Raw genomic sequence first — 20,423 nt, forward strand, 5'->3', positions numbered from 1 at the left:
CGGCTACCCTCGATGCGTTGCCATTGATGTGCGACTACGGGGAGGCGCGGCGGTGAGTGATCCGTCTATCAATGTGGAGACCAGCGAGCTCAACCGGTTCGCGACAGATGTGCGGTTCGAGGCTGACGAGGCATTGCAGCCCATGGTGAGCCGCACGGCGGTGTCGCTGTCCGGCGTCAGTTTCGGGCAGGGAAATGCGAGCGGCACGGTGCACGCGGCAAAGGCGCGCTACACGGCGGCGCTCAAGCGGGCCAAGGAGAATCTGGACGCCTATGTCGAGGCGGGTCAGATCATGTCGGCCGCCGCGGAGCTGGCGGCCAAGGAGTTCGACGCGGTCGACGCGCGGTCGGCGGAGTCCGTGACGAGGATCAATCAGATGTTGCGCACGGCCTATGACGAGGCGCAGCGCAAGGCGCTCGAGGCGGCATACGGCCCGAGCGGACCGGGGGCGAGCGCGATATGACCGAGCCGGTGCTGACTTCCAGCTACTGCACCAACTGGCAGGCATACAACACGCCTCGCCTGTGGGCCATGGTGGCTTTGGAGGACGATCCCGAGGCGTGGCGCCAGGTCGCCGCGTGGGGTGACGTCGCCTCGGCGATGAAGGACCACCACGCCCGCATGAAGATCGCACGCGACGCGCTGGCCGCGGCCTGGCCGCCCGAGCAAAATGCGTCGTCCGACGCGTTCCTCCTCCAGTTCGACCAGCTGCTCACCAGCATGGAGGAGGCCAAGCTCGACGCGGACACCACCGCCAGCGGGCTGGCCCACATCCTCGAGGAGCTGCGGCAGACGAAGGACGACCTCAAGCCGCTCTACAACGAATATCTGGACAAGAACGACGACCTGATGCCCGGCTGGATCGACAACGCCGAGGACGAGATCGACGAGAAGGCGCGGGCACGCATGATCGCGGCCGAGTCGGTTGTGGCGCAGCACGTGCCGCAGATCAGGGTCTCGCAGCCATACAAGTTCGAGCCGCTCGCGGAGTCCGGTTACAAGCCCGAGGAGCGCAAGGCCGGCAACAGTCCGCTGTCCGGCGGCAGTGGCGGCTCGGGCTCCGGCTCGGGCGGTGGCGCCGACTACCAGGTGCCGCACAACCCGCCGCCGCCGCTGCCCGGCCAGGACCCGATCCTCCCCGACGACCAGTCGGGCGGCGGAGTCGGCTCCGGGGTCGGCGCGGGCGTGGGATCCGGCGGTGGTGGCGCGGGAGTCACCGATCCCGGACTCGGGCTCGCCGGCGTGGTGCCGACTCCAGTGCCGCCGCCGGTGGCGCCGAGTCCTCTGCCCGGCGTGCCGCCCGTGCTCGGCGGCGGTCCGATGCCCGCGCCCCCGCCGATCCTGCCCCCGGGTGTGCCCGGTCTGATCGGCGGCGGCGGCGGTGGAGGTGGCGGCGGCGTCAAGCCCATGCCGGCCGGCCTGGTCGGCGGTGGTGGCGGTGGCGGGGGTGGCGGCCTCAAGCCGGGCACCCGGCCGGGTGGCCTTCGCGGCGGCCCGCTGCCTTCCGGCGCGGTGATCGGTGAGACCGTCGCGGGCCGCGGCGCGGCCGGTCGTCCCGGCGTCGGCGGCATCGGTGGCCCCGGTGGCGCCGGTGGTCGTGGCGGCGCCGGTGGTGGCGCGGGTGGCCGTGGCGCCGGAGCCGCCGGCGGCATCGGTGGTCCCGGCGGTCGTGGGGCCGGTGGCGCGGGCGCGCGTGCGGCCAAGCCGATCCGTCCCTCGTGGCTGCCGCCGGACGAGCCCGGCGTCGGTCGCAATCGGCCCGGTGGTCCCGGGTCCGCCCAGACGATGGCGGGCGCCGGCCGGCGCTCCCCGGGCGAGGAGTCCGAGGGCGAGGGCAAGCGGTTCGACCCGGACAACCCGTGGGAGGTGGACACGGGCGTCGCGCCGGTGATCCGCCCACGGCCCGACAGCGGTCGGCACGACCCTGGCCCCAATGTGATCGGCGGCTACCGCGGGTGATTCCCGGCACCACTTCATCGACGACAGTCAGGCCCGCCGCCGTCCCGGCGGCCGCCCGTTGGGGGCGGCGGCTCGGGGCGGCGGCTGCGGCCGTTGCGCTGGTGGTGGCCACGCCGCTGCCGGCTCGTGCGGATGACACCCGTGACAAGCAGTGGTATCTGAAGCCGCTGAAGGTCGCCGAGGCGCAGCGGATCACCAGGGGCGGCGGCGTGGTCGTCGCGGTGCTCGACACCGGTGTGGACCCCACACATCCCGACCTGCGGGGCGCGGTGCTGGCCGGCACCAACACGATCCGGTCCGGCGAAAAGGGCAATCGGGACGCCGAGGGTCACGGCACTGGCATGGCGAGCATCATCGCCGCCCGCGGCCGCAGCGGCGGTCGCGGGTTGATCGGCATCGCGCCGGAGGCCCGCATCCTGCCGGTCCGGCCGGCCGGCGACGCGCTCACCGCCACGCGGGGCATCAAGTGGGCGACCGAAAACGGCGCCAAGGTGATCAACATGTCCTTCGGCGCGCCGGACAGCGAGCAGCTGCACGAGGTGATCCGCGCGGCGGCCGCCGCCGACGTCGTGCTGATCGCCTCGTCGGGCAACCGCGGCGAGACGGGCAACGAGCTGAGATACCCGGCGGGTTATCCGGAGGTGCTCAGCGTCGCCGCGACCGGCCGCGACGGCAAGGTCGCGGACTTCTCCGGCCACGGGGACTATGTCGACCTGGCCGCGCCGGGCATCGACATGGAGCAGGCGGGCGTGGCCGGCTCCTATCGCAACGGTTTCGGCACCAGCAACTCGGCCGCGGTGGTCTCCGGGGCGGCGGCGCTGATCCGGGCGAAATTTCCGCAGCTCACCGCCGAGCAGGTGGTGGACCGGTTGACGTCGACGGCGCAGGACAGGGGCGACAAGGGCCGGGACGACTACTACGGGCACGGCGAGCTCGACCTGGTAAAGGCGCTCACCGCACCCCAGCCCGAGGCCTCGAGCGCACCGGCGCCGGCCGACGTGCCGGCGGGCGGCGGGCCGACCACCGGCGCCTCGGCCGAGGACGACGACGGCGGCATCCCGCCGCTGATCTTCGTCATCGGCGGGCTGTTGCTGCTCGTCGTCGCGATCCTGGCCGTGGTCATGGCGCTGCGGCGCTCCCGGGCCTGATCGCGGGTCTGGGGGTAGCGTCCAGGCCATGCATGAGCTGCCGACGGTCGTGGTCCGGGGTGAGGCGCTGCGCGAGGTGCCGCCCGAGTTCGCCGTCTTCTCGGTGACGGTGTCCGCCCGCGACAAGGATCGGCAGGTGGCTCTGACCCGGCTCGCCGAGCGGGCCGCCGAGCTGCGCAGCCACCTCGACGACTTCGACGCCGCGATCGAGCGGCGCGAGTCCGGCGCCGTGCAGATCTATCCCGAGGTCAAGCGGGGCAGCGAGCGGGTGATCGCCTATAACGGCAGCGTCGCGACCACGGTGACCGTGACCGATTTCACGGCGCTCGGCGAGCTGCTGCTGCGGCTGGGCAACCAGGAGCAGACCCAGGTGTCCGGGCCCTGGTGGCAGCTGCGGCCGGGCAGCCGGGCCGGCGCCGACGTGCGCAGGGAAGCGGTGGCTGACGCGCTGCAGCGGGCCCGCGAATACGCCGAGGCCGTCGGCGCCCAGATCGACCGGCTGATCGAGATCGCCGACGAAGGCACCGGCGGGGGACATCCGCAGCCGATGGCCCGGTCGATGGCGTTCGGCAAGGCGGAGATGGCCGGCGCGGCGGACATGATGGAGCTCGAGCTCGACCCGCCGTTGCAGATAGTGCAGGCCTCGGTGATCGTGCGGGTGGCGATCAGTGAACCGGAGCAGCTCGGCCAGCACTCCGCCTGACGCCGATTGATCTGCGAAGACGCGAAAACGGGCTCCTGAATCAGGAGCCCGCTATCGCCGACGCACTTCGCCAGGGCGGCCAGGCCGCCGTTCAACAGAGCGTGGGCAGGCGGTGCGTCGGAGCACATAGTAGCGCCTACATGCAACTTGCGTTAAGTCCTGGACTCCGATCAGGACCGCCGAACGGTGTTTTGAGTAGAGTGCAGGTCGCGATGTCCGGATAAATGCCGCCCGGGTCGTCGGGGGCGTTCGCCGACCGCGGAACGCAGCACCGACTTCGCCCGCTCGGTCGCCAGCTCGGTCACCGTCTCGTCCCGGGTCGCCGCGTCCACGCCGCCGGCCACCACGCGCATGGTCGCTTCGCTGTAGACCCGCGCGTCGGCGACACCGCGTTCATAGGCGATCAGGGCCACGTGTTCGCGTTCCCGGGCGGTGCGGGCCTCGGTGCGCTCGTAGGCGTTGCCGCGGGACACGAACTTCAGGCCGACCGCGGCGCAGTCCAGGGCGACGAGCAGCAGCGCGATGCCGAGATAGAAGACGCCGATGCCCCAGAAGTCGCTGGTCATCAGGTGCCACATCGCCTTGGTGCGGGCGCCGAAGCCGGCGTCCGCCCGGATCGCTGTCGCGTTCACCTCACGCTGCTCGGCGATCAACCCGGTCAATGACGCCATCTCGGCGGTGCGCGCGTCCCGGCCGGGCCGCTGCGCCTGCCGCAGCGCGGAAGCCTGCCTGTCCAGGTCGGCGGCCTGCGCGTCGAGCGCCCGGGACCGCCGCACCAGCGTGTCGCAGTAGCCGCCCTTGGGGCACCCGGCCCGGCGGGTCACACCGTCCCCGGCGGAGTCGGCGATCGCCTGGCGGTAGACCGTGCGGGCATCGCGGCGCTTGGCCACCGCCTGCGACGACAGGGCGGCCACCGCGCGGTCCTCCTCGGCCGCCCGCTGCCGCAGGGAGGCCAGCCGTGCGTCGTACGCGCCGATCGCCCCGCCCGCCGACATGGTCAGGATCTGCTCGTTGTGCACCTGGTTGAGGTGCGCGTCGATCTCGCCTCGGTAGCGCGCCAGCATCAGCGGCTCGGTGATGATCACCGCGAACAGCAGCGCCAGCCCGATCCGGCCCAGATAGAGCCCGAGCGTGGGCCGTTTCAGCAGGTGGCGCGGGTCGGGCGAGTCCAGCTGCGCATAGTTGATCGCCACCCGCCCGACGACCGCCCGGTCATAGGCCACCACCCCGATCGCGACCAGCGGCCCGACCAGCCACTGCCACCACGGGTGCGTGTAGTTCGCGCTGGCGTCCACGAACGCCGCCCCACCAACCGTCGCATAGACGAAGTAGAGCAGCACGAAGACGCCGATCGCGCTGTAGAGCACCCGGTCGGAGTGGGTGGTTACGCTGCCCGGGTTGACGTTGGCGACCCGCAGCAGCACGTCACGACGCCTCGGCATGCAGCCGAGTCTCGCCCATCACAGGTGCGGGCGCGGACGAAACGGGTAAGCCTCGACTTGACGAAAAAGCATCCAGCGTGAGGAGCACCATGACTTCGCCGATCCCGGCAATCCCGCTCAACAACGGCCGTACCATTCCGCAGCTCGGCTTCGGCGTGTTCCAGATCAAGCCGGCGGAGACCCGGGCCAAGGTCGAGACGGCCATCGGCATCGGCTACCGGCACATCGACACCGCCGAGATGTACGGCAACGAGCGCGGCGTCGGTGAGGCGGTGGCCGCCTCCGGCATCGACCGCGGCGAGTTCTTCATCACCAGCAAGCTCAGCAACGCCGCGCACAAGCCGGACGACGCCCGCCGCGCCTTCGACGGCACGCTCACCGAGCTGGGCATGGACTACGTCGACCTGTTCCTGATCCACTGGCCGCTGCCCACGCTCTATGACGGCGACTTCGTGCAGACCTGGCGCACGCTCGAGGAGTTCCAGAAGGACGGGCGCGCCCGCTCGATCGGCGTCTCGAACTTCACCCCCGACCACCTGCGGCGCCTCTTCGCCGAGACGGAGACCGTGCCGGCCGTCAACCAGATCGAGATCCACCCCTACCTGACGAACGACACGGCGCGCGCCTTCGACAGCGAGCATGGGATCGCCAACGAGTCCTACTCGCCGATCGCTCAGGGCGAGGTGCTCGGCGACCCGACGATCGAGTCCGTCGCCAAGGCGACCGGAAAGACGACGGCCCAAGTCGTGCTGCGCTGGCACATCCAGCGCGGCGACATCGTCTTCCCCAAGAGCAACACCGAGTCCCGGGTACGCGAGAACTGCGAGATCTTCGACTTCGAGCTGGATGAGGAGTCGATGACGGCCATCACGTCCCTGAACAAGGGCGAGAAGGGCCGCACCGGCGGCAACCCGGAGACCATGGCCTGGCTCCCCAAGAACTAAAACCTCCCTTCGGTACGCCCAACCGGCCGGTGTCCAGCACACCGGCCGGCTCCATGTCCGATATGCCCCATAGCACCCCGAGTCAGTCCCGACCGCCCGACATGCCAACAGAACCGTTCCCTGGAAGCATCTTTCAGGGGATGCCGCCCACGATCCGGCCTACCCCGTTAGGGAGTGGATCAGAAAAAGGGCGTGTCGGCCCCGAGAAATACGCGCCCAAAAACGCCCATCCACTTCACGTGGATCTCACGCGCAGGGCCGTTTCCGAGTCTTCACATGATCCTCCCAGCCAACCCCGCTTGAGTTCCCGGCTCCCGGCTGGTAGCAGGACAATCCCGCAGCAAGAGCACGGTGTCCCCGGAGATCGAGCCCGCCGAAGAAATCGATAGCCCGCGCGCTGAAGGCGGCGAGGTAATCCTCCCGGGCTAGTCCAACCGGAGCGATCCGCCCATCTAGATGCTTGCCATAGCGCAAACGGAAGACCTATCGCGGCCAAATCCGGATTCGGTCATCTTTGTCCCAGCGCCGGAACGGTCCACGGATCCGGCGAACACAAATCAACGAGTGCACCGAAACGCCAGCTTCCCGCGTTCGCGGGAAGCACGAACCCCGTTCCTGGAGGAACAGTCATGCGCAAGTTCTCGAAGCGTTCGACCGCAATCATCACCGCCGCCGTCGCGGTTGGCGTGGTCGCTGCGGGCACGGTCGCCTACGCCGCGTTCCAGCGCACTCAGGCCGCGAACGCGGGCTCGCAGGGCGCGGAGAACTTCGCTCCTCTCACGGTGACTGCAACCTGGATCGGCGTTCGCCCCTCGCACTCGGGTGGCCCGATCAGCACGAAGCTCCTGCCGGCCGACACCGCCGACGTCCGCGTCGCGGTCACCAACCCCGGCGAGAACACGGTCAACGGCAAAGTCACCTCGATCGACGCGGTGGCGCTGAAGGAAGCCGACATTACCGGCGTGGCCAATGCCGACCGCAACTACTGCCGCAGTCTTCTCACGCTCCGCAGCTACGCACCTTCGAACTTTGTCGTCGGTGCCGGCGGTGACGGGCACACCCTTGACCTGCACGACGCCGTGGCTCTCCACCCGGACACTGATCTGCGCTGCTCCAACATGTCCTTCCCGCTGAACTACCAGGTCACCTTCGCGGCGACCCGCAACCCGGTTGCCAAGCCCGCCTCCCTGGCTCCCTGATTCTCGACCCGCTGATGGTCGGTCGGTCGCACGTTGGCCGGCCGACGGCTCTGTGAACCCGCGGGCGAACCGGCCCGACGGTGTCTGCCGTCGCCCGACACAAGCGCCGGCCGGAACGCCCTCGGAAACAGAGCAAGCGTCGCCCCTTCCGCCGCTGTCTGATGGTTCGCTTGGCGAACGCCGCCGCAGCCGCCGGTTGATCTGACTGGCGCCAAGCTTCGAGTCTCCGATCGACGAAGTTGAGGAAGTAATGCACTCGCCCTGGAAGACGCTCATGGTGGCAGGCGGCGCCACGATCGTTCTGGTTGCCGGAGCGATTCATGCGACAGCGAGTTGGACCAGCCAGGCGTCCGCGGCAGTAAGGCAAGTCGAGACAGGCGTCCTACCCCAAGGTGAGACGCCGAAGGCTTCCGAGAAAGACGGAGCCGCGATTGTCAGCTGGCAGCAGCAGCGGGCGGCCAACGGCGCCGCGATGACCGCCTACCTGGTTGTCGCGCACAGCCTAGACACGCCGCCTCGGTCGTCACTCCGGCGCGAGGTGTCCGCGACCAAGTCTCGAGATCACCAGGTCGCTTTCGCTGCGCGGGAGCTCGCCGGTGGCTCGTGGGTATGGACGATCATGCCGAGGTTCCACGCCTGGACCGGCGCGCAGAGCAAACCGAGCGCCAAGCTCACGTTCCCGGCACGAGATGCACCCACCGGCGGGTTGGTCGCGGCCGAGACCACGACCAACACTGCTCCGGGTGCCATGCCGAATTCTCCTGCGCCCAGCAAGACGGCACCCACCACACCTCCTTCGACGACCGCGGCCGCGTCGGAGCCGGCGTCTCCCCAGGTGTCTGAGACCAGCGAACAGCCAAAGGACTCTGAGTCGCCTCCCGGCGCTGACGAAGGGACTGCTGCGCCGCAACCACCACCGGCGGATCCGAGTCCTTTGACGTCTTCGAGTTCTTCTTCAAGTATCGCGGTGGGGGATGACGAAGTGGCGGACAAGTAAAACCAAGAATGTGAAACAACGGCCCCGGCACCCCGCCGAGGGCCGTTGTCGTCGTCGAAATTAATTGCTATCCGACACGCAAGGGTTAAGCCGTTCCGCCCGCCTGACCCCTTGAAAGCTCAATCTCCCCAGACACTTACCCGATTTCCCCTCAGCCCCAGGCCCGGCATCATTCAGCCATCCGGTAAGTGCGGATGCACGTGCGCATCACGCGAACCAAATTCGGAAAACACACCCGCGTTTGACAAGCGACAACACCGACGTCCGCGAGTTTGCGCTGCATAAGCGCCAGATGCGCATCAACGCGCCCGCAAACCGCCTCGATCAACCGGAGTGCCACGTCCTCCTTGCGGGTTAAGCCGGACAGTTCGCACCCTCCGCACGATGCCCATCCAACGGCGGACGGAATCCCGATCACAAATTCGCTCCGATCGGGAAATCTGAACGTGCCGGGTTAACCACTCGGCAACATCCCCGGTCCCGACCCGTAAGCAGGAGGAACACGCCGCATGCGATACCCGAGCAGACGGCCTGCCCCCACGACCCCGGCGGGTGCGTCATGAAGTCGCTGCTGGACGGGTTCACGAAGCGGGACACCAGCCCTCAGCGACCCGGCGTCACCGCGGTGCCGGAGCCGGACGAGCCCACCTGGGAGGTCCGCCGGCCGAGTTCAGGACGGAAGGGCATGCGCAGGTTCGACGGTCGCACACGGTCGGTCCTCACCGTCGCCGCGGTGGTCGCGATCGTCGTCAACGCGGGGGTGGCGTGGGCCTACTGGCGGATCACCGAGGCCGACACCGGCTCGCGGGCCGGCACCGCCGTCGAACTCACCCTGCGCGGCCGTTCCGACTTCAACGTGCGCCTCAGCCCGGGCGCCACCGGCAACCTGACCGTGAACCTGACGAACGACCAGCACTTCCCGATCCGGATCACCTCGGTCAAGCCGGCCGAGGGCGGCGCGGTGGCGGACGACCAGCACCGGGACGCGGGTTGCAAGGATCCCGCGGTGGTGGTCACGCAGGGATCGTTCGACGTGCAGTGGGACGTCGACAAGAACACGATCGGCGCGTTCACCATCCCGGACGGGCTGATGATGGCCTCCGGCGTGAACGCGGCCTGCCTGGGCGCGGACTTCACGGTGCCGATCGTGGTCAAGGGCCACAGCCTGGGGAAATAACGTGAAACCGGCCGAGCGGCGTACCCGAGGTGGTTAGCGTCCTGTGCTGTGAAGAAGCTGCTGCTCGGCCTGGCTCTGGCCCTTCCGATCGTGCTCGCTCCGCAGGCCGCGCTGGCCGGTCCCAAGGAGCCGAAGATCACCCCGTCGAAGGTCTACGCGCAGGTGCTGCCGTGCGCCGGCTCCGGCCCGAGCGAGTTCACGGTGAGCGGCAAGGGCTTCGGCCCGCACGAGGAGATCGAGCTCAGCGTCGGCGGCGTCGAGTACGACAGTTTCACCGCGGACGCGACCGGCCGGTACGCCGAGACCGCCACGATCAAGCCGCTGCCGTCCGGTGCATACCCCGTGCTGCTGGCCGGCGAGCACGGCGACGTGGCCGCCTCCACGATCTACATCGGCTGGTCCGGCTGCCGCAGCACCTCGGACGGCGAGCTGACGATCCGGGGCGCGGGCTTCGCGGCCAAGGACGAGGTGGAGATCATCCTGGACGGCAAGCTCGAGGGCGCCGTGCTGACTGGCCCGCGCGGCCGGTTCGACGTCACCTACGACTGCGCGCCGGGCAAGCACACCGCCAAGGTGGTCGGCGCGGGTGGCCGCGTCCTGAACTTTGGGATGTTCAGCTGTTAGGTAACGGGACGTGCTGCGGAACACGCACAAACCGCGTCCCGTTTGTGACCGGCCGATGGTTACGGTCGTGTGGTGCAGACGATTCCGGAATATGACGCGCTGATCGGTGATGCCGTCGGCGTGCCCCTGATCGGCTGGGAGTTCGGCTGGATGGACGGCCGAGCGGTGGGTTCCGACCCGTCCTGGTCCTACCCGGAGCTGGCCCGGCCGCTGATCCGCCGGGCGAGCAGCCTGCTCGACCTCGACACCGGGGGCGGTGAGCTGCTCGCGGAGCTCGCGCCGCTGCCCGCGCACACGGTCGCCGTGGAGTCCTGGGCGGCGAACACGCCGGTGGCCCGCGACCGGCTCACCCCGTTCGGCGTCTCGGTGCTGACCGAGCTGCCCAGCGGTGAGGACGAGTTCGACGTGGTGCTCAGCCGGCACGGCCGGCTGCCCGCCGAGGACATCGCCCGGCTGCTGCGCCCGGGCGGCACGGTGCTCACCCAGCAGGTGGGCAGCGACGACTGCGCCGACCTCAACGCCGCGCTCGGCGCGCCGGTCCCGCATCCCAAGAAGTGGAACTCCGAGGTGGCGGTGGCCGCGCTGGAGGCGTCCGGGCTCGAGGTGACCGACGTCCGCGAGGAGCGCCCGGCGCTGACCTTCCACGATGTCGGCGCGCTGGTGCTGCACCTGCGCGCGGTGCCGTGGCAGGTGCGTGACTTCAGCCCGGAGCGTTACGACCGTGAGCTGCGCCGCATCGACGCCCAGATCCGCGCCACCGGCCACTTCACCGTGACCGCGCACCGCTTCATGGTCCAGGCGGCCCGCCCGCACTAGGAGCGACCGGTCCGCCCGCACTAGGAGCGACCGGTCCAGGCGGCCCGCCCTCACCAGCGAGCGTGACCGGCAGGTCGAAGAGCAGAGGATCGGCCGACAGGAACGACACGACCTCCACGACCTGAGCGCCGTCCAGCCGCAGCAGATCGAGGGCGCCGAACTGCCACTCGCCCTCGCGCCACAGATAGGTGCCGAAGGCGAGCTGGCCGTTGGCCCGGGCGGGCCGAAACTTCCACGCGAACTCCAGCGGCTCGGGGACCCAGCGGCGGATCGCGTCGCTGCCGCGATACCAGGCGGACAGCGGCGGCATCGAATAGGTGGCTTCCGCGGCGAGCAGGGCCACGATGCCGTCGACGTCGGCCGCTTCCCACGCCGAGGCGTACCGGTCGGCAAGCTCTTTGACCTTGGCGTCGCCCAGCGTGCGCAGAGTCGCCTGCTGGCTCACCGCCGGGCCCTGCTCGGCGAGCACCTTGCGGGCGCGTTGCAGGCCGCTGTTCACCGCCGGCACCGACGTGCCGAGCTGCGTCGCCACCTCGGCCGCGGAGAACCCGAGCACCTCGCGCAGCAACAGCGCGCCACGCTGCACCGGCGAGAGATGCTGCAGGGCGGCCACGAAGGCCAGCTCGACGCTCTCGCGGGCGATGACTGAAGAAGAAGGATCGAGGAGCCGATCCGGATAGGGCTCCAGCCAGGCCACCTCCGACAACGGCGCACCCGAGCTCAGATCCGCCGGCAGTTCCCGCCGCGACCGGCGCTCGAGCATGGTCAGGCAGCGGTTCGTCGCGATCCGGAAGAGCCACGGCCGCACCTGCCCCTCGAAGCCGTCCAGCCCCTTCCAGGCCCGCACCAGCGTCTCCTGCAGCGCGTCCTCGGCGTCGTGCAGCGACCCGAGCATCCGGTAGCAGTGCGCCAGCAGTTCGGCGCGATGAGCGGCGACGAGATCCTCAAACACGCGCCAGCACCAGCGTGGTGGTCAGGTCGAGGATCAGCGTGTCGTCGAGCGTCGCGTCCAGCCCGTCGAGCGCCGCCCGCCGCTGCTCCGGCGTGTGCCGGCGAAACGGCGAGAACGTCTGCACCAGCTGCAGGTAACGCTCCTTGCTGAACTCCGGATAGGTGTGCCAGATCCGCTCGTCCACCGCGGACCACACGCCGCTGCGCTCGACGTCCTCCAGCAGCCAGTGCTCGGCCCGCTCGCTGACCTGCGGGTCCACCGTTTGCAGCACCTCGCCGATGGTCTTGTCGACGGCCGGGTCGGCATAGCCGTACTTGTGCGCGAAGACGGCCAGCACGCCGCCCGGGGCCAGGGCGTCGCGGGTGCGCCGGTTGCGGGTCGCCTCGTCCAGCCAGTGCCAGGCCAGCGCGCACACCACCAGGTCGAGCCCGGCGGTCGGCGGGGTCCACTCCTCGAACGTCGAGTTCACGACCTCGACCTGCGGAAACTTCGAGGCCAGCACGGCGGCCATCCGGGGGTCCGGCTCGACGCAGGTGACCGGCACGTCGAGGCGTACCAGAAGCTCGGTCGCCTTTCCGGTGCCGGCGCCGAGGTCGGCGGCCGAAGCCGGACGCCCGCCGTGGAACTCCACCATCGCGTCCAGCACCTGTCTCGGATAACCCGGCCGGACGTCGTCGTAGAGCTCGGCCACCTCCCCGAAGATCCGCGTCATACGAGCGAGTCCAGCACCTTGAGGGCGTCGTCGTCCAGGTGCAGGGTCGCGGCGGCCAGGTTGTCCCGCAGGTGGTCCAGGGTCGAGGTGCCCGGGATGAGCAGGGTGTTCGGCGCCAGCGCGAGCAGCCAGGCGAGCGCGACCCGGGCCGGCGTGGCATCGAGCCGCTCGGCGATCGCGACCACGTCGGGATTGCCCAGGACCGGGTTCTGCCCACCGCCGAAGGCCGAGCCGCCGAAGGCCGAGCCGAGCGGGAAGAACGGCACGAACGCGATGCCCAGCTCGGCGCACTCGCGCAGCAGCGGCAGCGACTCCCGGTGCACCAGGTTGAGCGGGTTCTGCACGCAGACGATCTCGGTGCGCCGGACCGCGGCGACGAGCTGCTCCCGGGTCACGTTGCTGAGCCCGATGCCGGCGATCAGCCCTTCGTCGCGCAGGGCGATCATCGCGTCCAGCATCGCGGTCAGGTCGCCGTCGCCGGGCAGCCGCAGATTGACCGCGTCCAGCCGCTCCACCCGCAGCGTGCGCAGATTGTCGAGCACGCCCCGGCGCAACTGCTCCGGCTCCAGCGCGGGCAGCCAGTGCCCGGTCGCGTCACGTTCCGCCCCGACCTTCGAGACCAGAGCGAGATTCTCCGGGTACGGGTGCAGAGCGTCCCGAATCAGCTCGTTGACCACGTCGGGCCCGTAATATTGCGCCGTGTCGATGTGGTCGACGCCCAGCGCCACGGCCTCCCGCAGCACGGCGACGGCCTGGTCACGGTCACGCGGCGGGCCGAAGACGCCCGGGCCGGCGAGCTGCATGGCGCCGAAACCGATGCGCCGGACCGAGCGGGAACCCAGCGGAAAACTGTCAGCGGTCATCCCTTACTTAACCATTCGAGCGTTTCCGCGATGAAGGTCGGCTTGTGCCGCATGCTGGCCTGTCCGACGGCCAGCTCGCAGCGGACCACGCCGGGATCGGCGGTCGCCATCGCCCGCGGCCACACCCAGAACTGCGTCTCGTCGGCGAGCTGTTTGGCTCGCGCCGAGTAGGCCTCCATGGTGGTGCCGAGCAGCAGGTGCATCATCGGCGTCTGCGGCGGGTCCGGGAGCACCCGCACCGTCGGCACGTCGTCGAGCGCGGCCGCGATCGCCCGGGCGTGGTCCAGCCGGGCCGGCATCTCGGCGAGCGCGATCGGCAGCAGGTGCAGCGCGGACGCGGCGGCCGGCCACAGCCCGAACAGGGTGCCGCCGAGCCGGTGCCGCCACTCGCGGACCTCGGCGATGACCTGCTCGGGCCCGGCCACGCAGCAGCCGGCCAGCGCGCCGACGCCCTTGTAGAAGGAGACGTAGACGGTGTCGAAGAGCGTGGCGATCTCGGCCGGGGTGCGGCCGTAGCCCGCGGTCGCCTCCCACAGCCGGGCGCCGTCGAGGTGCACCGCGGCGCCGTGCTCGCGCGCCCACTCGGTCTGCGCCACCAGGTCGTCCCAGCCCGGCAACTGTCCGCCCAGATCGCGCTGCGGCAGCTCGACCAGCAGCGCGGTCGGAGACTCGCCCACGGTGCCCAGGTCGGCGGCGGTGAGCAGGCGCTCCGGCTCGCCGGCGGCCCGGCCCACCAGCTGGTGCACGCGCTGGTAGGCCGCATTTTCGTGCTCGGCCAGGTGACAGTGCGGGTGCCAGACCACGGTGCGGCTGGTCCGGCGGTCGGCGTGCACCCGCAGCGTGGCCGCCTGCGCCATGGTGCCGCTGGGCAGGAAGACGGCGGCCGGTTTGCCCAGCAGCCCGGCGGTGTAGCGCTCGAGCTCGGCGACCACCCCGCCGTCGCCATAGACGTCCTCGGCGGTGTCCGGTGGAATCGTGGCCAGCAGTTCGGCGGGCCGGGTCAGGCCGTTTGCGTGAAAGGAGTCGGTGCATCGGGCCCGCCGTCGCCGTATCTCGTCGTCCACCGGCCCAGTCTGTCAGTCCGGCGCTGTCTGTCAGTGCCGCACCGGCATCAGAAGTGAAAACCGGTCACGTTGCCCGGTGCGAATGGCCAGCGGGTGGATCGGCCCGTCGAGCTCCAGCACCAGCTGCCCGGCGCCGCCCGCGTCGAGCGCCTCCAGCAGAAAGTCCCGATTCACCGCGACCTGGCCCCCTTCCGCCACGACCTGCAGCTCCCCATCACCGCCGACGGTCAACTTCACCAGCGGGTACGTGACCCCCTCGTGCTCACGCCACTCCTCGGGCGCGGCCGCGATCGCCTCCTTGGCGGCGGCCACGTCGACGGTGACCTTCGGGCCCTCCGGTTCGCGGACCAGGCGCCGGAAGTCGGGGTAGTCGCCCTCGATCGGCTTGCCCTCCTGCTCGCCGATCCGGATCCGGCCCGCCTCCAGGACCAGTTCTCCGGATCGCGGATCGCCGGTCAGTTCGGGCGGGACCACGACCCGGATCGGCGGCCCGTCCACGTCGGCCGGGACCGACGCCGCGGCCAGCCGGAACCGGTCGGTGGCGACCAGGGTGAGTGTGCCGGCGCCGGCCTCGAACAGGATGCCGGCGAGCATCGGGATCTCGGGGTTCGGCGTCGTGCCGGCCGCGAACCGGACGGCGTCCAGTGCGGCGGCGAGGGCGGCGGCGGGCAGGGAAACACGGGTCACGGAAGCCTCCAGCTCCAGCAGGGTGTGGGCGTGGGAGAGCTCCCGGCGGGCGTCCGTCAGGCCGTCCTCGAGCCGGCGCAGATGCCGGTCCAGCAGCGGCCGCACGGCGTCCGGGTCGGACAGCTCGCGCACCGCGGCGGCGATGTCCGCGAGCGGCATCCCGACCCGGCGCAGGCTGGCGATCAGCCGGGCGGCCCGCACCTGGTCGTCCCGGTAGCGGCGATATCCGCTGACCGCGTCGACCTCGGCCGGCGCGAGCACCCCGGCCCGGTCGTAGAACCGCAGGGCGCTCACCGTCAGGCCACTGACCCGAGCCATCTCCCCGATGCCACGCATGTCGCTCTCCACCCCGCTCACGCTCCCGCCTCGACCAGGTGGAGAGTCAACCGCCTATTTTGAGGGCATGGCGCGGGACGTGGTGTTGGTGAACGGCCTGCCCGGTTCGGGCAAGAGCAGCCTCGGGCCTCGGCTGGCGGCCGGCCTGGGCGCCACCTTCCTGTCCAAGGACCGCGTGAAGGAGGCGCTGGCGGACGCGGTCGTCACCGAGATCCCCGCGCTCGGCATGGTCGCCATGGACACGGTGTGGCTGCTCGCGGCCGGTGCCGACGGCCTCGTGGTGATCGACTCGTGGTGGTTCCGGCCCCGCGACCTCGAACACGCGCGCGCCGGCCTGGCCACCTCGAAGGCGACCGGCGTGGCCGAAGTCTGGTGCGACGTGCCGGCCGAGGTGGCCCGCGGCCGCTTCGTGGCCCGCAACCGCTCCAGCGTCTATCGCGACAGCGAGCGTCTGGCCACCGAGTGGACGACCTGGGCGGCCCGGGCCGAGCCGCTGGCGCTCGGTCCGGTCCTGCGCGTGGACACCACCCGCCCGGTCGACATCGCCGGCCTGAGCGATCGCGTCCGCGCGGCCCTCTGGGCCTAGTCGCTCACCCGGCCCTCCACGGTGATCGTGGCCAGCTCCTGGTCGTTGCCGAAGACCTGGGCCACCATCCGGATCTGCTCGGCCGGCTCGACGAGATCATCCGGCAGCGTCGGGATCACCAGATCGCCGGTCAGCTCGCCGGCCGGGACGATCGCGAAGGGCGAGGCGGTCGTCGCCGACAGCGGCCGGGACGGCTCCGGCAGTTCGCCGGTGAACGAGTTCCACAGAAGCCAGTCGGCCGGCACGTCCGTGGTGGACAGCTCGGGCGCGTCGCCGGGCGGCACGAATTCCCCGAACAGGTAGATCTCCGAGTCGGCCGGCCGGGACAGCCGCAGCCGCCAGGTCAGCGTGGCGCCCTCGGTCACCGCCGCCTCCACCGGCTCGATGGTGATCTCCGGGGCCGGATCGTCGTCGGTGGCCACCAGCTGCCCGATGAAGTCGCCCACGAAGAGGCCGCGGACCGCTTTCGCGCCGACCGCGAACATCTGCGCGCCGAACTGCGTGTTGCCGGTCACCTCCACCGGCACCGGCACCCGCTGGTCGCCCGGCCGGACCGTGGCCAGGAACGATCGCGTCGCCTGGGTGCGCCCGTCGATCACGAAGATCCGCACCTGCCCGCCGCCGCGCCCGGTCACCGTCACCGGCACCTGGAAGGTCCGCGTCCCGTCGTCCCGCTCGTCGACCGTCAGGCTGCCCACGTCGATGCGCGGCAGGGCGATCTGCCGCGGCTCCGGCGTGCCGCCTCGCCGCGCCCACGCGTCGATCAACCAGGCGGTGCCACTCGGGCCGCGCGGGATCAGTTGCAGCCGGGCGATCGACTTCACCCCCTTCAGCGGTACGCGTGACTCCGGCGCCCAGTAGCTCGGAAACGTCTCGGAGCTGGGCGGCGCGGCCACGGTCACGTCACCCAGCACCACCCGGCGCCCCTGCCGATCGGTGACCGCCACCCCGAACCGCCCGGTCGTGTCCGGCGGCACCACGATGCGCAGCGCCAACTGGCCACCGTCCACCCGCACGGGCGCCGGCGGCGTGAGCGTGGCCGGGCCGCCGGCCGTCTCGATCGCCCAGCGCCCCGGCTCGACCGGCACCGCCCCGAACGGCACGAAGTGCGGCTGCCGCCTCATCAGCTCGGTCGGCGGCAGGCAGGCGCGCTCCGGCTGCTCGCTGTTGACCTGCTCGCAGAGTCGCGCCCCGGCGACCCGCACCGCCGGATCGGGCAGCAGCACCGGCCGGCGGGCGCCACCCAGCGCGTGACTCAGCACGTGCGCCGGGCCGGCCGACGGCGCCGACACCCCACCGCCGTCGATCAGCGGCAGCACCCGATCGTCGTCTGCCACGAAGACCCGTGCCGCCGCCGCGATGTACGTCGCCCCGGCGGTCTGCTGCTGCGCCGGGGTGAGCCGGGTCGGCGTGCCGGGCGTGCACACCGGATCGCCGAGCTCGGCGGGCCAGTCGTCGGAGGTGGGCGACGCCGCCTGCCCGGGCGTCCACTCGGTGTTGAAGAAGTTGTGGTTCGCGCCGACGAAGTAGAGCGAGCTGTGCAACGCCCGGCCCTCGCTGACCCCGCGGGTGGCGTCGATGTACTGCTGGCCCTGGAGGTCGAACACGTCTCCGTCGCAGCCCGGCAGGATGGTCGCCGACGGTGTGTCGGGCGCCGGGTCGTGGCCGAAGATGGTCGGCCCGATCAGCAGCGTGCCGCGGATCGTCCAGCGCACCCGGCCGTGATAGCCGTCGTCCGCCGCGGGCGGTGGCCGCAGGCTGTCCATCGCCGCGCGGTTCACGCCCTCGCCGCCGCGCGAGTGCCCGACCAGAAACACCTCGGACAGGTCGGCGACCGGCGCCTGCCGCACGATCGCGGGCGCGTCGTCGCGACCGGCGCCGGCCCACTGCGCCCACCGGGCCAGATGCTGCCGGACCAGCGACGAGCGGTTCTGCGCGCCGCCGTCCTCGTCCCAGCCGTCCTGGCCGTTGACGCCGTTCGCGGAGATCGACACGGTCACGTAACCCTGCGACGCCAGCAGTTGCTGGGCCTGGCGGTAGCCGCGGTAGCTCGGCACCGGCTGTGCACCGGCGGGACACGGCCATTCGATCGTGGCCGCGGCGCTCGTGTAGCAGCTCTGGTGCCGGCCGTGCAGGAACAGCGCGAGGGGGCGGCGGCCCGGTGCGCCGGTCGGGGCGATCACCAGGGCGCGCATCTCGGTCAGGGCCGGGTAGCGGGGGAGCGGGATGCCGGGCAGGTCGTACTCGCCCTCGATCGTGCGGAACGGGCCCGGGACGCCGGGGTCGACCGGGTGGGCCGGGAGGTGAGCCGGCACGGCGACGGGTGCGGTGCGGGTGGCGCGTGGCGGGGTTACGTCGAGTCGGCGGCCGGCCGCGCGTACCTGAAGATCCTGGGGGTTGACGTTTGTCGCGCCGGTGAGCGTGAAGGTGCGCAGGTCGCGACTGGTGGCGCGGCCGAGCAGGCGGTCACCGGACCAGAATTCGACCGCCGCGTCAGCGATCGGCACCGGCCGCGGCGCTGTCCAGATGAGACTGTCGCCGGACACCCGCCAGGCCGCGGACGGCTCGGGCCTCGGCGGATCGGCTCGGGTCGGGCCAGTGAAACCGAGCACCATCGCCGCCGCCAGAGCCGCGGACATCAATGTCCTCCGCATGCCCTCCGTCCTATCAGGCGGAGACGGATGTCGATACCCCGCGGCCTCAAACTGCCAGCGTCACCGCGAGGGCGGCCATCACGACCGCGATGCTGCCGTCGAGCACGCGCCAGGCGCCCGGCCGGGCCAGGATCGGGGCGAGGCGGTGGGCGCCGGCGCCGAGCGCGGTGAACCAGGCCAGGCTCGCCGCGGCGGCGCCCAGCCCGAAGATCCAGCGATGCGGATGCTGCTGCGCCACCGAGCCGAGCAGCAGCACGGTGTCGAGGTAGACGTGCGGGTTCAGGTAGGTGAGGGCGAGGCAGGTCAGCAGCGTCGCGCGCAGCGTCGCGGGGGTGCGGCCGGCCGGGGTGAGGGTGCTCGGGCGGAGGGCTCGGCGGGCGGCGAGGATCGCGTACCCGAGAAGGAAGGCCGCGCCGACCCACCGGACGATCTGCACCGCGGTGGGTTGTGCGGTGATCACCGCGCCGAGGCCGGCGATGCCGGCCAGGATCAGCGCCAGGTCCGAGAGAGCGCAGGTCAAGACCACCGGGAGTACGTGCTCACGACGGATTCCCTGGCGCAGCACGAACGCGTTCTGCGCCCCGATGGCGACGATGAGCACGATCGAGGCGGCGAATCCGGCCAGGGCTGAGGTGAGCACGTGCTCCATCCTGAGCTTGTGTGTGGCTTCAGGCTAGCTAATGTTCCTTAACTTCCATTAGCATTGCTTAGGTGGATGCGCTTCAGCTGGTGACCTTCCAGGCGGTCATCGAGGAGGGCAGCTTCGACGCCGCGGCCCGCCGGCTGCACGTGACGCCGTCCGCGGTGAGCCAGCGGATCAAGGCGCTCGAGCAGGACGTCGGCCAGGTGCTGGTGCGGCGGGCCAGACCGTGCACGCCGACCGAGGCCGGCACGGCGCTGGTGCGCTATGCCGGACAGGTCGCGCTGCTGGAACGCGAAGCGCTGGCGGCGGCGCGCGGCGGGCTGTCCGGCTCGCGGGTTCGGGTGTCGGTGGTGGTGAACGCGGACTCGCTGCACACCTGGTTTCTGCCGGCCCTGACGTCGCTGCCCGGCCTGGCCTTCGACCTGCACCAGGACGACCAGGAATACACCGCGGACCTGCTCCGGGCCGGCGCGGTGATGGCCGCGGTGACGTCGCAGAACGTGGCGGTGCAGGGCTGCCGGGTGTCGCCGCTGGGCAAGATGCGCTATCTGGCGGTGGCTGCTCCGGCCCTGGGTTTCACGGACTTCGCGGACGCCCCGGTGATCCTGCTGAATCGCAAGGACCGGTTGCAGCACCAGTTCCTGGCGTCGCTGACCCGGCGGCACCTCGATCCGCCGGTGCACTATGTGCCGGCCGCGGCGGCCTTCGTCGAGGCGATCCGGCTCGGGCTGGGGTGGGCGCTGGTGCCGGAGCAGATCGCCCGGGAGGACATCGCGGCCGGACGGGTGGTCGAGCTGACCCCCGGGCGGCATCTGGACGTGCCGCTCCATTGGCAGTGCTGGCGCATGGAGTCGACGGTCCTGTCCGACCTGACCGCGGCGGTCGGCCGGGCCGCCGCGGCGGCCTTGCGTTGAGGA

Annotated in this window: 19 protein-coding genes; 11 read left to right on the forward strand and 8 right to left on the reverse strand. The window is 71.1% G+C overall.

The features are described 5' to 3' along the window. The first annotated feature begins 52 nt into the window (after positions 1-52). The 4 genes from ACZ6TI_RS25930 (at position 53) to ACZ6TI_RS25945 (ending at position 3,810) form a co-directional block, all read left to right on the forward strand. Positions 53-463, forward strand: coding sequence for a hypothetical protein (locus ACZ6TI_RS25930; protein ID WP_465347721.1), 411 nt, complete (start codon positions 53-55; stop codon positions 461-463). Continuing rightward, positions 460-1,959, forward strand: a complete 1,500-nt coding sequence (locus ACZ6TI_RS25935; RefSeq protein ID WP_465347722.1) for a WXG100 family type VII secretion target — start codon at positions 460-462, stop codon at positions 1,957-1,959. Before ACZ6TI_RS25930 ends, ACZ6TI_RS25935 begins: the two co-directional genes overlap by 4 nt. A 101-nt stretch (positions 1,960-2,060) precedes the next feature. Next, positions 2,061-3,107 (forward strand): S8 family serine peptidase, encoded by a 1,047-nt coding sequence (locus tag ACZ6TI_RS25940; protein WP_465347723.1) that lies wholly within the window; start codon positions 2,061-2,063, stop codon positions 3,105-3,107. A gap of 28 nt (positions 3,108-3,135) precedes the next feature. Beyond that, on the forward strand, positions 3,136-3,810 hold the full coding sequence (locus ACZ6TI_RS25945) for an SIMPL domain-containing protein (protein ID WP_465347724.1): 675 nt from the start codon (positions 3,136-3,138) through the stop codon (positions 3,808-3,810). A gap of 170 nt (positions 3,811-3,980) precedes the next feature. Here ACZ6TI_RS25945 and ACZ6TI_RS25950 read toward each other — a convergent pair whose 3' ends face one another. Beyond that, positions 3,981-5,252 (reverse strand): DUF4407 domain-containing protein, encoded by a 1,272-nt coding sequence (locus ACZ6TI_RS25950; protein ID WP_465347725.1) that lies wholly within the window; start codon positions 5,250-5,252, stop codon positions 3,981-3,983. Positions 5,253-5,341: 89 nt separating this feature from the next. Here ACZ6TI_RS25950 and ACZ6TI_RS25955 point away from each other — a divergent pair, with 89 nt between their 5' ends. From ACZ6TI_RS25955 to ACZ6TI_RS25975, 5 genes are all read left to right on the forward strand, one after another. After that, on the forward strand, positions 5,342-6,196 hold the full coding sequence (locus tag ACZ6TI_RS25955; RefSeq protein WP_465347726.1) for an aldo/keto reductase: 855 nt from the start codon (positions 5,342-5,344) through the stop codon (positions 6,194-6,196). A 629-nt stretch (positions 6,197-6,825) separates the two neighbouring features. Next, positions 6,826-7,395: a hypothetical protein gene (locus tag ACZ6TI_RS25960; protein ID WP_465347727.1), complete on the forward strand. Its 570-nt coding sequence runs from the start codon at positions 6,826-6,828 to the stop codon at positions 7,393-7,395. A gap of 1,556 nt (positions 7,396-8,951) precedes the next feature. Next, complete coding sequence (locus tag ACZ6TI_RS25965; protein ID WP_465347728.1) at positions 8,952-9,569, forward strand: hypothetical protein; 618 nt, start codon at positions 8,952-8,954, stop codon at positions 9,567-9,569. Positions 9,570-9,617: 48 nt separating this feature from the next. After that, entirely contained in the window at positions 9,618-10,193 is a 576-nt protein-coding gene (locus ACZ6TI_RS25970) for a hypothetical protein (RefSeq protein ID WP_465347729.1), read from the forward strand. A gap of 72 nt (positions 10,194-10,265) precedes the next feature. After that, complete coding sequence (locus ACZ6TI_RS25975) at positions 10,266-11,009, forward strand: class I SAM-dependent methyltransferase (protein WP_465347730.1); 744 nt, start codon at positions 10,266-10,268, stop codon at positions 11,007-11,009. Here ACZ6TI_RS25975 and ACZ6TI_RS25980 read toward each other — a convergent pair. From ACZ6TI_RS25980 to ACZ6TI_RS26000, 5 genes are read right to left on the reverse strand one after another with little or no spacing between them, the layout of a single operon-like run. Continuing rightward, positions 10,981-11,961: an RNA polymerase subunit sigma-70 gene (locus ACZ6TI_RS25980; protein ID WP_465347731.1), complete on the reverse strand. Its 981-nt coding sequence runs from the start codon at positions 11,959-11,961 to the stop codon at positions 10,981-10,983. The two genes, ACZ6TI_RS25975 and ACZ6TI_RS25980, sit on opposite strands and share 29 nt — an antisense overlap. Further along, positions 11,954-12,673 carry a class I SAM-dependent methyltransferase gene (locus ACZ6TI_RS25985; RefSeq protein ID WP_465347732.1) on the reverse strand — a complete coding sequence of 240 codons (720 nt, stop codon included), beginning with the start codon at positions 12,671-12,673 and terminating at the stop codon, positions 11,954-11,956. Before ACZ6TI_RS25985 ends, ACZ6TI_RS25980 begins: the two co-directional genes overlap by 8 nt. Beyond that, a complete protein-coding gene (locus ACZ6TI_RS25990) occupies positions 12,670-13,536 on the reverse strand; it encodes an oxidoreductase (protein ID WP_465347733.1) in 867 nt (288 codons plus the stop codon). Before ACZ6TI_RS25990 ends, ACZ6TI_RS25985 begins: the two co-directional genes overlap by 4 nt. Next, positions 13,533-14,600 (reverse strand): threonine aldolase family protein, encoded by a 1,068-nt coding sequence (locus ACZ6TI_RS25995; protein WP_465347734.1) that lies wholly within the window; start codon positions 14,598-14,600, stop codon positions 13,533-13,535. Before ACZ6TI_RS25995 ends, ACZ6TI_RS25990 begins: the two co-directional genes overlap by 4 nt. A 30-nt stretch (positions 14,601-14,630) precedes the next feature. Continuing rightward, entirely contained in the window at positions 14,631-15,623 is a 993-nt protein-coding gene (locus ACZ6TI_RS26000; protein ID WP_465347735.1) for a DNA polymerase III subunit beta family protein, read from the reverse strand. A 67-nt stretch (positions 15,624-15,690) separates the two neighbouring features. Here ACZ6TI_RS26000 and ACZ6TI_RS26005 point away from each other — a divergent pair, with 67 nt between their 5' ends. After that, positions 15,691-16,209, forward strand: a complete 519-nt coding sequence (locus tag ACZ6TI_RS26005; RefSeq protein WP_465347736.1) for a P-loop nucleotide/nucleoside kinase family protein — start codon at positions 15,691-15,693, stop codon at positions 16,207-16,209. On the opposite strand, the gene ACZ6TI_RS26010 is transcribed toward ACZ6TI_RS26005, so the two are convergent. Next, on the reverse strand, positions 16,206-18,848 hold the full coding sequence (locus ACZ6TI_RS26010) for an alpha/beta hydrolase family protein (RefSeq protein WP_465347737.1): 2,643 nt from the start codon (positions 18,846-18,848) through the stop codon (positions 16,206-16,208). The two genes, ACZ6TI_RS26005 and ACZ6TI_RS26010, sit on opposite strands and share 4 nt — an antisense overlap. A gap of 61 nt (positions 18,849-18,909) precedes the next feature. Continuing rightward, complete coding sequence (locus tag ACZ6TI_RS26015; protein WP_465347738.1) at positions 18,910-19,503, reverse strand: LysE/ArgO family amino acid transporter; 594 nt, start codon at positions 19,501-19,503, stop codon at positions 18,910-18,912. A gap of 71 nt (positions 19,504-19,574) precedes the next feature. Between ACZ6TI_RS26015 and ACZ6TI_RS26020 the strand changes: the two genes are divergently transcribed. Beyond that, entirely contained in the window at positions 19,575-20,420 is an 846-nt protein-coding gene (locus ACZ6TI_RS26020; protein ID WP_465347739.1) for a LysR family transcriptional regulator ArgP, read from the forward strand. The last annotated feature ends 3 nt before the right edge of the window (positions 20,421-20,423 follow it).

It is taken from the genome of Actinoplanes sp. NPDC051388 (assembly GCF_055586225.1).